We start from the raw sequence: 14155 nt of genomic DNA on the forward strand, positions 1-14155 counted from the left end.
GCTCGGAAGAGGTGGAGACGGTGGAGCACCGGCGCTCGTTCGCCCGTTTGCGCGTTCAGCGCCCGCACGCCCCTGGATTCCGCCTGGCGCGCCCCGACGCGAAGCGCTAGCGTCTGGCCAGGGTGCGCAGGGGCGCCCTCCCCGCCGGAAAGAAGCCTTTCACCCTGCGACGCGACGACCGCGAGTCACCTCGCACCGTCATGACCACGTCGACATCCTCGGGCCGAGGGAGCGGGTAGCGGCCGATTCGAGAGGAGACGTCCATGATGGATCCCGTTCGCGAGCTGAAGACCCGCGCTGAGCTGCTGCACAAGCAGCTCGCGTCGAACGACGCCAAGGCGCTCTTGCGCCTGCGCGCGCTGCCCGAGCTCGGGCGCGCCGACGAGGCCGCGCTCGCCGCGGCCGCTCCTGGCGTCCGCCGGAAGCACTGCCTCGCGGTGGTCGCGCGCGAGTGCGGCTTCTCGAGCTGGGAGCGCGCGCGCATTGCCCTCGCGGGAGAGCCCGGCGCGCCCGAGCTCGGGGCGCTGCTCTACGGCCGGGATGGCGGCGTGCTGCACCACTGGTTCGCGACCTACGAGGAGGCGCGCGCCCACGTCGAGGCGCTGCCAGAGGCGTCGCGCGGCTATCTCCTCGCGTACAAACACCACTTCTTCGTCGCCGATCGCGCGTTCGTCGCGTCGCTCGGGCTCGATCCCGACGACCCGGACTGGCAGGCGATCGGGTGGGACTGGGCACGGCCCGCCGATCTCGCCGCGCGGAGCCGCCTCTACGCAAAGCGGCTCGCCTCGATGCGGGGGTGGGCATGAGCGCCCCGGAGCTGCACCCGGACCTCATCGCCGCGCTCGAGGCTGCTTTCCCGGGGCGCCCGGTCCAGGACGTGACCTCGCTCTCCGGCGGGTTCTCCGGCGCCGCGCTGATCGCGTTCGTCGTCGACGGCGCGCCGTACGTCGCGAAGCGCTTCGCGCTCGATCCGAGCGATCCGGAGCGCCCCGCGCGCGAGAGCGCGTGCATGCGCATCGCGTCCGAGCGCGGCGTCGCGCCGCGCCTGCACCACGCGGACGCGCGGACGGGCGTGACGATCATGGACCGCATCGCGGGGACACAGCTCCGCCCGACGCGCGATCCGGCGCAGATCGAGCGGGTCGCGGCGGCGTTGCGGCGGCTCCACGACGGTCCGCCGTTCCCGCGCAGCCCGTCGCGCATGGCCTTCCTGCGCTCCCTCGACGCGCAGTGCGCGGCGCTCGCAGGAGCAGGCCTGCCAGCCGAGCTCGTGCGCACGGTCGTCGAGCTCGAGCGTGTGAGCGCGCCGCACGCGCACGCCGCCGCGTGTCATCGCGACCTCAACCCGAACAACGTGCTCGTGGCGGCCGAGCGCGTGTACTTCGTCGACTGGACCCACGCGGGCGCGGGAGATCCGTTCATCGATCTCGCGCAGCTCGGCGTCTTTGCGTACCCGCGGCCCGAGCAGCGCGAGGCGCTGCTCGAGGCGTACCTGGGGAGGCCCGCGAGCGACGACGAGCGCGCGCGGGCGGGCCTTGCGCGCGCCATCGCCCTCGCCTTCTACGCCGCGAGCTTCTTCTTCGGGGCAGCGCGCCTCGGCGGGCCGCCTCCTGAAGACGACGCGTCTCGCCCGCTCGCGGAGGTCCTCGCCGCGTTCGGCGCCGCGCCGGAGCGAACGCACCCCGGCGTCGTCGCCGCCGCCCTCCTGCGCGAGATGCGGCAGGAAGCCGGGGCGCTCGACGTCCTGCGCGGCTGGCCATGACGTCACGCTGACGGCGTGGGGCGCGGACCCCCGGCAAGGATCGCGGCCCACCTCGGTGCTGCCCAGCGAGCTCCGCGGCCCGCGGTGACGCTGCCAGTCGCGCCGCGACCCGGCGGCTGCGCAGCACGACAGCAGTACATCCAGGGAGACGCGGAGTCCCCTTGTGGGGACTCCTCCCCTTCTCCTCGGGTGAAGCGGGCTCGAACGGCCTGAGCTCGAGGTGCGCGCCACAGGCGTTCTGGCGTCGAAGGAACAATGACGCTTCTCCGTTCACCAAGACCAGGGGCGCAGCGAGGCGAGGTCCATCGGGCGGCGGCGCGTGGGATTGCGATGATTGCGCCCGGTGCATCGCGCGGATAGCGTGGGTGCATGAGGAGCTGGGAGCAGCAAGTCCAGGCCGTGGCCGCCACGCTCGGCCTCGACGCGCAGGGCGGCGAAGCGAAGGGCCTCGTCGCGGGGCGTCCCGTCTCCGTGGAGCTCAGCGACTCAGAAGATCGTCCGCACGTCCTCGTCCATGGCTCGCTCCGGCCACCCCTCGATCTGGGCCTCGAGATGGCGCGCAGGCAGACGACCCTGGGCTTCGTGAACGCGGTCTTGACCGGCAGCGACGACCTCGACAGCGAGTTCTCGATCGCAGCGGATGACCCCTCCCGGACAGGGGATCTCTTCACCGTGGCGCTCCGCGAGCATCTCGTGGCGCTGCACCGCGCGTCCTACGAGCTCCGCGTCCATGATGGCGGCTGCACGCTCTCCGAGCGGTACGGATCCACCGATGAGGCGTGGATCGTGCGCGCCGCCCACAGCGCCGCGCAGACCGTCGAGCTCCTCGACGATGCGCGCGCTGGCCTCCGCGCCGCCGCGTCGCTCGCCGCGCACGCGGAGGCGCTCCGCGCGCTCGCCTCGGCGCGCGGCCTCGCCTTCGCGAGCGTGCCGCTCTCGATCACGGGCCGGATCGAGGGGGGCCCGATCGAGGTCGGCTCGGCGCGCGCGGCGCGCGGACGCCACCGGATCACCGCGCGCGCGAGCTTCGAGACCGAGCTCGGCCTTGGCCTCGCCGTCCGGCGCGAACGACTCCTCGACGGCCTCGTCACGAGGCTGGGCGGGCAGGACATCGTCGTTGAGGACGAGGCGTTCGATCGCCGCTTCCACGTGCGTGTGGATCCGCGGCAGACCGACCGAGCCCCCGCGCTGCTCGACCCTGGCGCCCGTGTGGCCCTCCTCGCCCTCGACGAGCGCGCTGGCCCCGTTACCATCGACGATCGCGGCGTGACCGTGGGACCGATCGCCCCCTCGATCGCGCCGGACACGATGGTGTGGGCCATCGACACGCTCGACGAGGTGCGCGCAAGGATCGAGCGCAACCTCCTGCGTGGCCCCGGGGGCGGGCCCTACCGCTAGCGATGTACGGATCGGGGCGCACGCCGTGATCCGGTGCGCCCGAAAGCCCGCATGGCAGGCGCGGCGGTCGCCGCCCTCGACGACGCGCAGGGCGCATTGCGAGTACGTATCTCGATTTCTCTCTCTCCGAATCATTGCCCGCGCCAGGGCCTGTTTGCCGCGATTTGCTGGGCCTGCCCGGGGCCGACGGGCTTCGCGTGAACGGCAGAGTCCGCCATTCGCGTGGAGAGCCGCGCTTGACGCCGTGATCGACAGGTCCGCATAATCGCGCCTATGAGCTACATCGACGGTTTTGTCACTCCGGTGCCCACGGGCAAGAAGGCAGCTTATCGCGAGGTCTGCGTGAAGGCCGCCGAGGTCTTGCTGGAGTATGGTGCGACGCGGGTCGTCGAGTGCTGGGGCGACGACGTCCCCGACGGCAAGATCACCGACTTCAAGGGCGCGGTGAAGGCCGAGGCAGGCGAGACCATCGTGTTCTCCTGGATCGTGTGGCCATCGAAGGAGGTGCGCGACCAGGCGGGCGCGAAGATGAGGGACGACCCGCGCATGCAGATGACAGAGAACCCGCCGTTCGACCCCAAGCGCTTGATCTCGGGCGGGTTCGCTGTCCTCTTCGACTCGAGCGGAGAGGAGCGCTAGGCGAGCACCAAGGTCAACAAGATCACGCCGCACCTCTGGTACGCGAAAGAGGCGGAGGTGGCGGCCCGGCTCCCCGAGGTGATGCTCGAGATGGGGGAGCTGGACATCGCCGGTCTCAAGGCCGCGCATGAAGCGCGCTGAACGCCGGCGCAGGGCGCCCCGCTGTGGGCGCCTGCCGATCCTCCCGCGTGAACGCGAGCCGCCTGCAGCCTTGTCCCGCCCCTCGGTAGCGCACGCGTGTGCCGGTCGAGCGCCATGCTCCGCGCTTTCTTGGTATACAGACCAGGACGGAACCGAGGGTACGGATGAACTGTGACGCGGATTACATGGCTGTCGTTGCGGAGAACCAGCAGCTGAGGCAGCGCATCCGGGAGCTGGAGGAGGCCGAGGAGGCGCGGGATCGCCTCCAGGCGGCGCTGCGCCAGAGCGAGGAGCATGCGCGCGTCTTTGTCACCTATAGCCCGGCTGCCGTGGCCATGTTCGATAAGGACATGCGCTACATCCTGGTCAGTCACCGCTGGCGGGAAGATTTCGGCATGAAGGAGCAGGACATCATCGGCCGATGCCATTACGATCTCTTCCCCGAGATCCCCGAGCACTGGAGGGAGATCCACCGGCGCTGCATCGCAGGCGCCACGGAATCGAATGATGAAGAGCCCTTCCCGCGGGCCGACGGGAGCGTCGACTGGGTGCGCTGGAAGATCTTTCCTTGGTACAAGTCGAGCGGCGAGATCGGCGGGATCATGCTGTTCACGGAGGTGATCACCGATCGGAAGCGGCTCGAGGATAAGCTCCGGCTGCAGGCGAAGACGCTCCTGGAGCTGTCGACGCCCATCGTGCCCATCAGCCAGGGTGTCCTCGTGCTGCCGCTGGTGGGCGTGCTAGACGCGGCGCGGGCGCAGCAGATGATGGAGAACCTGCTGAGCAAGGTGGTCGAGCGGCAGGCGCGGGTGGCGATCATCGACGTCACCGGCGTGCCGCTCATCGACACGGCCTCGGCGAGCGCCCTCCTGCAGGTGGCGCGGGCGGTCCGGCTGCTCGGGGCGCAGGTCGTCCTGACAGGCATCCGGCCGGAGGTGTCCCAGGCCATCGTCAGCCTCGACATCGATCTTGCCGGCATCGTGACCCGCCGCGACCTGCAGAGCGCGATCTCGTTCGCGACCGGGATGAGCTTGGCGCCCGCGTCGGCGTCCCAGCCATGACGGGAAGACGTTGCGTCCCCGCTCGGCGTTGTGCGTTCTTCGAACGTGCATCGTGCATGACGCGCCCAGCGACACGCCGAGGACGACCGGGGTGAGGGGGGCGCGTCCTGGCGCCAGCCGATGACAGCGCCGGCGCACGCGCGCTCCGAAAGCGTCGGTGAATGCGACCGTCTGGGTCGAGCCGGGGCAAATGGGGCTGCATCGGCCTCGGGGAGCGGGGCGCCCGCGCTAGGGGTTGATGTGCGGCGCCCGACTCCCGCCATTGCTGGAGTAGTCTCCGCTGTTGTCGATGATGTACACGATGATCGCATAGTTAGAACCGGACGCGATGATCGGCAGATTGATCTGACCTCCTGATGTCGGTAGCACTACCGTCCCTTGTTCGCCGCTCGGAAACAGCTGGACAGCGGGCGTTTGCTGCCCGCTGGCGCCCTGCGCGACCTGACCCGAGAATGCGTAGCTTGACGGCAAGCCCTTGCTGGCCGTCTGCGCGAGCTGGCCCGAATCTGAGGAGCCGCCCTGCACCTGCTCGAGCTCGTCCGAGGTGGTGCCGATCGTCTCGGCGTCCGCTTCCTCGAGATCGACCTCGTCCTGATCGAGGTCGCTCATCGACTCCGGCTCGATCACGCAGCCTGTCGTGAGCGCCGCGAAAATTATCCCGAGCCAAACTACCTGTTTGTGCACTGACAGCATATGTCCCCCCTCAACGTCCGATGACGGCCATGCCGCGGACCTCTGAGGTTACTGTGGAGCAGGCCGTGTGCCTTTGGGAGCCTGTGTAGTTGCTGCCTCGCAGAAAATGAGCAACCAGAGCAGAGCGTTTTCGCCGACCAAGACACGTTCGTTGCGGCCGGGACTCATGGCCGGCGTCCAGGCCGTAGGTAAGTTCTGCGAACATTGCTCCGAGCGAAGATCGAGCGCTTCCGTTCTTTGTGCCCTCGAGCCCTGGTCAGGACTCGGGACATCGCTCCGAAGCGGCGCTCCTGCGTGGCAGAGCGCCATCGAGCAGGCCGGGATTCTCCGTCCTCATCGCGGCGTGATGGGATCCGGTGAAGCTGCGGACAACCGCTGCGCCACACCCACGCTGCGTGTTCGAGCGCTGCGAGGGGTGGAGGAACGAGCGTTCCGACCGAGCCGCCCCGGAACTCGCGTTCGAGGTCCGCACCGGGCGGGGCGTCATGCTCACCGCCTCGCTCCCGCTCCCTTCGAAGCAGCAACGTCTGCGCAGCATCGACGTGGTCCCAGCCGGTCCCCACTGTTGCTCCAGCAACACCCGCGAAGCACGCCCTGCTTCTGGAGCAGCAGGGCGGTGTCCGATATAGCGGACTTTCGTCTTCTACGGCGGACATAAGTCTGGCACGTCTCATGTATATGCATAAAGGCACAAAGGAGGCGGAGCAACGTTCGCCGATTGGCTCTCCTGACATGGTGCGCGGCGCGTGCTGCGATCCGTTGATCTTCCTTCGTCGCCGGGAGGTGCCGGGTCCTTCGAGGCCTCTCCGTCTCTCCCCCGGGACGGCGCTCTGGAAAGAGCGGGCGCCGCTGCTCGCGGAGCGCACCAGCAGAGTTTCCGCCCGGCCTGCCTTGCTGGCAACGGCGAAGGTTTGGTCCGCGCAATGCAACGCGTCAGGGCGAAAGCTCACCTGAAGGCAGCTATGAAGAACCCAGCGATCGCGCGCGGCGCGATCTCACCTGTCCTCGCCAGCTCGACCATGCCGAACGCCCGCGCGGGCGTGCCGACTGTCGGGCGAAGCCGCGCCGCCTGTGGCGCGCCGGCAGAGAGGCGCTCTCCCGCGCTCCCCCGGCGCTCGCAGCGGCTCGCGCCCCGCCGGATCGGCGCTGACGTCGAGCGATGGACCGCCACGCGCTGTAGGGGCGCCGCGCTCGCGGCGCTCTAGCTCGAAGGCCTCTCACATTCTCAGCACAGGAGCGGGCGCCTGGTCGGCGCGCGGCCTCGTGCGCCCTGGGCGCGGCTGCCCGGCGCCGATGGCCGCCGCGCGACCGCGCGATCGCGCCATGGAGTCATCGTCATGAGCGTCTCATCCTCTCACCTCTCGCTGAAAGACGGCAAGAAGACCTCTCGCTCGCGGGTGGTGCGCGACAAGCTCGATTATCCGGTGATCGACACCGATCTGCACACGATCGAGTTCGCGCCGATCCTCGAGGATTACATCGCGAAGTACGGCGGCGCGAAGTCCGTCGACGAGTTCCGCGACGCGATCAACCGGGGCTTCGGCTACCTGAGCAACGAGTGGTACGAGCTCACGCCCGAGCAGCGCGCGGCGCAGCGCTCGGTCCGCCCCCCGTGGTGGGCGCTGCCGACCAAGAACACCCTCGATCTCGCCACGGTGTCGCTGCCCAGGCTGCTGCACGAGCGGCTCGGCGAGTCGGGGACGGACTACGCGGTTCTTTTCCCGAACGTCTCCACGTTCGCCACCCACGTCGGCAAGGAGGACCTGCGCCGGGTGCTCATCCGCGCGGTCAATGCCTATCACGCCGACGTGTACCGGCCGTACGCCGACCGCCTCACGCCTGTCGCGGCCATCCCGCTGCACACGCCGGAGGAGGGCGTCGAAGAGCTCGAGTTCGCCGTGCGCGAGCTCGGCCTCAAGGTCGCCCTCATCCCGGGCAACCTCCGGCGGCCGATCCGGTCGGTGGCCGAGAAGTACCCGTCGCGGCACCACCCGGACGTCGCGCGGCACGCGAACTGGCTCGACACGTTCGGCGTGGACAGCGAGCACAACTACGACCCGTTCTGGGCCAAGGCGGTCGAGCTCAGGACGGTGCTGACCACCCACTCCGCCGGGATGGGGTGGACCAGCCGCAGCTCGGTCTCGAGCTACATGTACAACCACATCGGCCACTTCGCCTCCGCCTCCGAGGCGCTCGCGAAGTCGCTCTTCTTCAGCGGCGTGACCCGCCGGTTCCCCGATCTCCGCGTCGGCTTCCTCGAGGGAGGGGCGGCGTGGGGCGCGACGCTGTTCACGGATCTGGTGGGGCACTGGGAGAAGCGCAACGGCAGGGCCGTCCAGAACTACAACCCTGATCTGATCGACGCGAAGCTGCTGTACGCGCTGTACCAGCAGTACGGCGGCGAGGAGGTCGGGGCGCGGCTCGGCGATATCCACGCTGTCCTCGGCGGGGCGCTCGGCGTCTCGAACAACTCGCGGAGGCAGCCGCAGGACCCGGGCGCGCTCGACGACTTCGCGGCGGCGGGCATCGAGCGGATCGAGGACATCCGCGACCGGTACGTGCCGAACTTCTACTTCGGCTCCGAGGCGGACGACCCCACGATCGCGTACGCGTTCGACACGAAGGTCAACCCGCTCGGCGTCCAGCTCAACGCGTTCTGGGCGTCGGACAGCGGCCACTGGGACGTGCCGGATCTGACCGAGGTCCTCGCGGACACCTGGAGCCTCGTCGAGCGCGGGGCGCTCACGGAGGCGAACTTCCGCGATCTCGTGTTCACCCACCCCTACAACTTCTTTGCCGGCAAGAACCCCGGCTTCTTCGCCGGGACCGCGGTCGAGCAGAAGCTGCGGAAGAGCAAGGCGGCCTGACGTGGAGCGTCGGGCGGGGCGACGGAAGCAGCCCCGCCCGACCGTAGCTGTGAATCAACGAACCCCTCTGGATCCATTCATGCGTTTGCTCGACCGCTCAAGAACCGCCATTTCATCGATCCTCGCGACGAGCCTCGTCCTTTGCGTGACGCAGGCGAGCGCGCAGAACCCGCCCGGCAGAGCCCAGGGCGAGCGTCCCGCGCCTGCGCCTGCGCCTGCCGGCGCGGCCCCTGCGCCTGCCGGTGCGGCTCAGGCGCCTGCCGGCGCGGCCCCTACGCCTGCCGGTGCGGCTGCGGCGCCTGCTGGCGCAGCCCCCGCCGCGCCGGGCGCCGCGACCGCCGCCCCGGCTGCTCCCGGCGCCACCCCCGGCGCCCCGCCCGCGGGCGACGCAGCCGCGGAGGCCTTCGTCGAGCCGGATCCCAACGCCGTCACGCGGGACGACCTGCAAGGGCTCGTCACCGACCTCGAGAACTTCAAGTTCCAGTGGCAGCGAGAGCGCGATCTCCACACCGCCCTCTCGACACGCTCCCTCCTCGTCGGCGGCGTCATCCAGGCGCGCATCGGATGGACGGAGCAGCCGGTGAACACGGCGACCTCGAACGATCGCAAGGTGACGTTCGACACGGGCGCCGCGACCCTCACGTTCAATGGCATCCTCTACAAGGACTACGAGGAAGGCCGCAACCTGACCTACTCGGTGCGCTTCGGCGCCTCGCCCCAGCAGGCGAGCAACAACAGCTTCCTCAACCTGCTGGACGCCCAGCTGGCGTACTCCGTGCTCCCCACCCTCGCCCCCGAGGACTGGGTCCTGCAGGTCACCCTGGGCCAGCAGCTCCTGCCCTTCGGGCTGGAGGTCCCCGCGAGCGAGGAGCTGAAGCCGGTGATCACCAACGCGCAGTTCACGACGAAGCTCGGGCTGAACCGGCGCGACCTCGGGCTCATCGTCCGCGGCGACGTGCTGCCGCAGGTGGACTACGGCTACAACTACCGGGCGCCCCTCCTCGCCTACGCGATCGGCATCATCAACGGGAGCGGGCCGAACACGCCCGACGACAACAGCGAGAAGGACATCATCGGCCGCCTCGCGTTCACCGTGCCGTCCGACTACAACTCCATCCTCCGCCAGATCACGCTCGGCGGGAGCGCGTACATCGGCTGGCAAAACACGTTTCTCAAGGACGAGAAGAAGACGCTGTCCGGCAAGGGCGTCAAGCGTCGCTTCGGCGGCGACATCTACTACAACCACTATCCGATCGGCGTCACCTACGAGTTCATCTACGGCCAGGACGACGTGACGCTCGGGACGACGGCGGAGGACCCCCGGAAGACGAGGCAAACCAGCCTGTCGCACGTGGCGACCTTCTTCTACAACTGGGGCGAGCAGTTCCTGAGGGGCTACCGCAACCAGGGCCGCTACGACGACTGGTGGCCGAAGACCTACCAGCCGTTCCTCCGCGTCGACCTCTTCGACCCCAGCACCGAGGTGCAAGAGAACCGGGTCGACGTCTACACGCTCGGCTTCAACGTCTTCTTCGCGGAGACGACGAAGTTCCAGCTCAACGTCAACCGTCGAGACGACCGCACGAGCACCGAGGGGGCCAAACACGAGGTCCTAGCCCAGCTCCAAGGCTCCTTCTAGAGGGGGGCTCACCCGCTTCGGATACGGGCCCACCTCGGCGTCTTCGGTGCTCGGCGTACTGGAGTACGCCTGCGCGCCGAAGACGCCGATCTGGGCCCGTCTCCTGTGCGGGTGAGCCCCCCTCTGGGGGCGGTGTGTGGCAATGAGTTCAGAGAGGAAATTTATGAGACGAGCTTTGATTTGGGTGCAGATACTGGTCGCGGCGATTTTGACGTTGACGGCGCATGTGGCGCGGGCGGAGGCGCCTGGCGTTATCCGGGTTGCATTTGCGGGGGCGGGGATCGGGAACCGGCCGTTCGTCGGCGGTAGCAGCTTGAGCGTGGTGCACGCGCGGGGGCTCCTGGAAGAGGAGTTCAAGAAGGACAATATCAAGATCGAGTGGTCCTTCTTCAAGGGGGCCGGGCCCGCCGTCAACGAGGCGTACGCGAACCGGCTGCTCGACTTCGCGCTCCAGGGAGACCTGCCGTCGAGCATCGGCAGGGCGGGGGGGCTCAAGACGAAGCTCCTCGCGGGGGTGTCGACGAGGCAGCATACCTACCTCGCCGTCCCGGCGGACTCGTCGATCGCGTCGCTCGCGGACCTCAAGGGGAAGAAGGTCGCCCTCTTCAAGGGCACGAATCTGCAGCTCGCCGTCAACAAGATCCTCGCGGGCAGCGGGCTGTCGGAGCGCGATCTCCGGATCCTCAACATGGACAGCGCGACCGCGAAGGCGGCGCTGGCGACGAGGGACATCGACGCCGCCTTCGGCGGGTACGACCTGCTCACGCTCCAGGATCAGGGGGTCGCCAAGATCGTCTACTCGACGAAGAACGACTCGCCGGCCTACCTGCGGCACGCCCACCTGATCGTCACCGAGGACTTCGCGAACAAATATCCCGACATCACGAGGCGCGTCGTCAAGGTCGTCGTGCAGGCCGCCCACTGGATCGCGCAGAACGAGGCCAACCCGGCGCCGATCTACCAGCTCTGGTCCAAGTCGGGGGTGCCGTACTCGAACTTCAAGGCGGACCAGACGGGCGACTCGCTCAAGGTGCGCGCGAGCCCGCTGTTCGATGAATACCTGATCTCCCGCTACAAGGCGGCCGTCGCCGACGCGAAGCGGTTCGGCCTGATCAGGAACACGTTCGACGTCGACTCCTGGATCGATCTGCGGTTCCTGAACGCGGCGCTGAAGGAGCTGAACCTCGAGGGCTACTGGCCCGAGTTCGACGTGAACGGGAAGGTCAAGCACCCCGGGAGGTCATGAGAGGAGAGCGCGCGGCGAAGGGGCCTAGCGCAGGGCGGAACGCCACGAGAGAAAGGCAACCAAGATGACGCAGCAGGGAATTCAAGAAAGCCAGACCCAGGCCGGCTACAAGCTCGCGGCGCCCGACGTGGCGCTGCCCGCGGGCGGCGCCTCCCGGCTCCTGTCGCGGAAGGTGGGCAACGTCGCCGTGGGGCTCGTCTTCCCGGCGGCGCTCCTCCTCGCGTGGAGCTACGCCTCGCAGCGCGAGCTGATCCCGGCGCAGATCCTGCCCGCGCCAGGGCTCGTCGTGCAGACGCTGACCGAGCTCGCGAGCTCGGGCGATCTGCACACGAACATCGCCATCAGCCTCGGTCGCGTCCTCGGCGGCTTCGCCGCGGGCGGCGCGGCGGGCCTCGCGCTCGGCATTGCCATGGGGCTCTCGCGGCGGATCGAGGAGCACGTCCACCCGCTCTTCAAGGCGCTCGCGCAGGTCCCCGCGCTCGCGTGGCTGCCGCTGGTCATGATGGTGGCGGGGATCGGCGAGTCGCTCAAGCTGATCCTCATCGCGCAGGCGAGCCTCATCCCCGTGGCGATCAACACGTTCGAGGGCATCAAGAACGTGCCGAGATCGTACATCGAGGTGGCCCGGGTCTTCCGCTTCAGCCATGCTCAGCTGCTCCGGAGGGTCGTGCTCCCCGCCGCGGTGCCGTCCATCGCCGTCGGCATCCGTTACGGCCTGACGCAAGCGTGGCTGTCGCTCGTCACGGTCGAGCTCCTGGCCTCGTCCGAGGGCGTCGGGTTCCTGATCGTCTGGGGCCGCCAGCTGTTCCAGCTCGACGTGGTGCTCGCGGCGATCCTCGTCGTGGGGATCGTCGGGCTCGTGCTCGACAAGGGGCTCGAGGCGATCGAGGCCCGCCTCCTCCGCTGGCGGCGCGCCGCCCTGTAACACCTCACCGAAGACGCCCTGGTACACCTCACCGAAGATCACACACGATGAGCGCTATCACCCATGCTCTGATCCAGCCGCGGCTGCGGCGCGGCCTGGTCCTGCCCGTCCTGCTGTTCGTCGCGTGGCTCGTGGTCTGCCGCTACGAGCTCGCCAGCACCCGCATCCTGGTCCCGCCGCTCGCGGTCTGGAAGGCCGCGAGCGCGCTGCACGAGAGCGGCGATCTCTGGGCACACCTGCGCGCCAGCCTTGTCCGGGATCTCCTTGGGCTCGCGCTCGGGATCCTCGCGGGCGGCGCCGTCGGCGGCCTGCTCGCCGTCTCGCGCACCGCCGACAAGCTGTTCTCACCGAGCTTCAACGCGGCGAAGCAGGTCGCGCTGTTCGCGTGGATCCCGCTCATGTCGGTGTGGCTCGGCGTGGGCGAGCAGGCGAAGATCGCCTTCATCGCGCTCTCCGCCTTCTACCCGGTCGTCGTGAACACCTATGAAGGCGTGCGCAGCGTCGGTGTCGAACACATCGAGGTGGCGCGGGTGCTCCGCCTCTCGCGGTGGCAGATCCTCCGCAAGGTCATCCTGCCGTCCGCCGCGCCGTCGCTCTTCGCGGGCGTGCACCAGGGGCTCATCTACGCGTGGCTCGGCACGCTCGGGGCCGAGTACCTGCTCGAGCCCGCCCCCGGGATCGGCAGCCTGATGGTGGACGGGCGCGAGCGCTTCGCCATGGATGTCGTGCTGGTCGGGCTGATCGTGTCCGGCCTCGTGGGCTTCGGCCTGAACGCGCTGGCCAAGGCCGCGGAAGACCGCCTGTTGCGGTGGCGCGTCCGCGGCGTGTGAGCGTCGACAACGTCGTCAACGTCGTCAACGTCTGATTCCGTCTGCTTCGTCTGCTTCGTCTGCTTCGTCTGCTTCGTCTGCTTCGTCTGCTTCGAGGAGGAACTCATGGGCTCGCCTGGAGTCATCAACATTCGCGATGTCAGCAAGAAGTACGTGGTCAAGGACAAGCCCCTGGAGGTCCTCCGGGGGATCGGCCTGACCATTCACCCCGGCGAGTTCATCAGCGTCGTGGGCACGAGCGGTTGCGGCAAGTCGACGCTCCTCCGGCTCCTCGTCGGGCTGGACGGCGACTACGAGGGCGATATCCTCGTCGGCGGCGCGCGCGTCCAGGGGACGAGCCTCGATCGGGGCATCGTCTTCCAGGAGCACCGGCTCTTCCCCTGGCTCACCATCGAGCAGAACGTCGCGCTCGGGCTCGAGAGCTCGGCGTGGACGCACGCGGAGAAGACCCGCGCGGTCGACGAGCACCTCGAGCTCGTGGGCCTGTCCGGGTTCAAGCGGGCGTACCCGCACCAGCTCTCCGGCGGGATGGCCCAGCGGGCGGCGATCGCGCGAGGGCTGGTCAACCGGCCGGGCATCCTGCTGCTCGACGAGCCGTTCGGCGCGCTCGACGCGCTGACCCGCGCGAAGCTGCAGCAGGAGCTCCAGCGCATCTGGCAGGAGGAGCAGATCACCATGATCCTCGTCACGCACGACGTCGAGGAGGCGGTGTTCCTCGGCGATCGCGTCGTCGTGCTCGAGCCGCGGCCCGGGAGGATCAAGCGCGTCGTCCCCGTCAGCGCGCCGCGACCGAGGTCCCGCACCGATCACGAGATCAAGGCCCTCGTCGACGAGGTGCGCGGCTACCTCCTCGAGGCCTAGCGTGACGGATCGAGGCGCAGCGTGACGGGAGGCCCGAAGCCATCTGGGACAACCGGTGGGGCCGCGCCAGAGAAAGATCTCTGGCGCATGGCA

Annotated in this window: 12 protein-coding genes; 11 read left to right on the top strand and 1 reads right to left on the bottom strand. The window is 69.0% G+C overall.

Annotated features, from left to right (window positions below; translation table 11 throughout):
• Window positions 1-263 precede the first annotated feature (263 nt).
• The 5 genes from WMF39_RS07005 (at window position 264) to WMF39_RS07025 (ending at window position 5001) form a co-directional block, all read left to right on the top strand.
• Entirely contained in the window at window positions 264-806 is a 543-nt protein-coding gene (locus tag WMF39_RS07005) for a hypothetical protein (RefSeq protein WP_437744767.1), read from the top strand.
• Window positions 803-1762, top strand: a complete 960-nt coding sequence (locus WMF39_RS07010; RefSeq protein ID WP_437744768.1) for an aminoglycoside phosphotransferase family protein — start codon at window positions 803-805, stop codon at window positions 1760-1762. Before WMF39_RS07005 ends, WMF39_RS07010 begins: the two co-directional genes overlap by 4 nt.
• Window positions 1763-2131: 369 nt before the next feature.
• Window positions 2132-3160 (top strand): hypothetical protein, encoded by a 1029-nt coding sequence (locus WMF39_RS07015; RefSeq protein WP_437744769.1) that lies wholly within the window; start codon window positions 2132-2134, stop codon window positions 3158-3160.
• Between the two features lie 273 nt (window positions 3161-3433).
• Window positions 3434-3799, top strand: coding sequence for a DUF1428 domain-containing protein (locus WMF39_RS07020; protein WP_437744770.1), 366 nt, complete (start codon window positions 3434-3436; stop codon window positions 3797-3799).
• 239 nt (window positions 3800-4038) lie between these two features.
• Window positions 4039-5001, top strand: coding sequence for a PAS domain-containing protein (locus WMF39_RS07025; protein ID WP_437744771.1), 963 nt, complete (start codon window positions 4039-4041; stop codon window positions 4999-5001).
• A 228-nt stretch (window positions 5002-5229) separates the two neighbouring features.
• Here the strand turns inward: WMF39_RS07025 and WMF39_RS07030 are convergent, their stop codons facing one another.
• Window positions 5230-5694 (bottom strand): hypothetical protein, encoded by a 465-nt coding sequence (locus tag WMF39_RS07030; RefSeq protein WP_437744772.1) that lies wholly within the window; start codon window positions 5692-5694, stop codon window positions 5230-5232.
• A gap of 1337 nt (window positions 5695-7031) precedes the next feature.
• Here WMF39_RS07030 and WMF39_RS07035 point away from each other — a divergent pair.
• The 6 genes from WMF39_RS07035 to WMF39_RS07060 all read left to right on the top strand — a co-directional run bounded on the left by WMF39_RS07035 (window position 7032) and on the right by WMF39_RS07060 (window position 14062).
• Entirely contained in the window at window positions 7032-8561 is a 1530-nt protein-coding gene (locus tag WMF39_RS07035) for an amidohydrolase family protein (RefSeq protein WP_437744773.1), read from the top strand.
• Between the two features lie 145 nt (window positions 8562-8706).
• On the top strand, window positions 8707-10200 hold the full coding sequence (locus WMF39_RS07040; protein ID WP_437744774.1) for a hypothetical protein: 1494 nt from the start codon (window positions 8707-8709) through the stop codon (window positions 10198-10200).
• Between the two features lie 163 nt (window positions 10201-10363).
• The gene (locus WMF39_RS07045; protein WP_437744775.1) at window positions 10364-11446 is read left to right on the top strand and encodes an ABC transporter substrate-binding protein; all 1083 of its coding nucleotides are present in this window, start codon (window positions 10364-10366) and stop codon (window positions 11444-11446) included.
• Between the two features lie 64 nt (window positions 11447-11510).
• A complete protein-coding gene (locus WMF39_RS07050; protein ID WP_437744776.1) occupies window positions 11511-12371 on the top strand; it encodes an ABC transporter permease in 861 nt (286 codons plus the stop codon).
• A gap of 47 nt (window positions 12372-12418) precedes the next feature.
• On the top strand, window positions 12419-13201 hold the full coding sequence (locus tag WMF39_RS07055; RefSeq protein ID WP_437744777.1) for an ABC transporter permease: 783 nt from the start codon (window positions 12419-12421) through the stop codon (window positions 13199-13201).
• Between the two features lie 105 nt (window positions 13202-13306).
• Window positions 13307-14062, top strand: coding sequence for an ABC transporter ATP-binding protein (locus tag WMF39_RS07060; RefSeq protein WP_437744778.1), 756 nt, complete (start codon window positions 13307-13309; stop codon window positions 14060-14062).
• Window positions 14063-14155: the final 93 nt, after the last annotated feature.

The sequence above is a fragment of the Sorangium sp. So ce1504 genome (genome assembly GCF_051521635.1).
Taxonomy (GTDB): Bacteria; Myxococcota_A; Polyangia; order Polyangiales; family Polyangiaceae; genus Sorangium; species Sorangium cellulosum_B.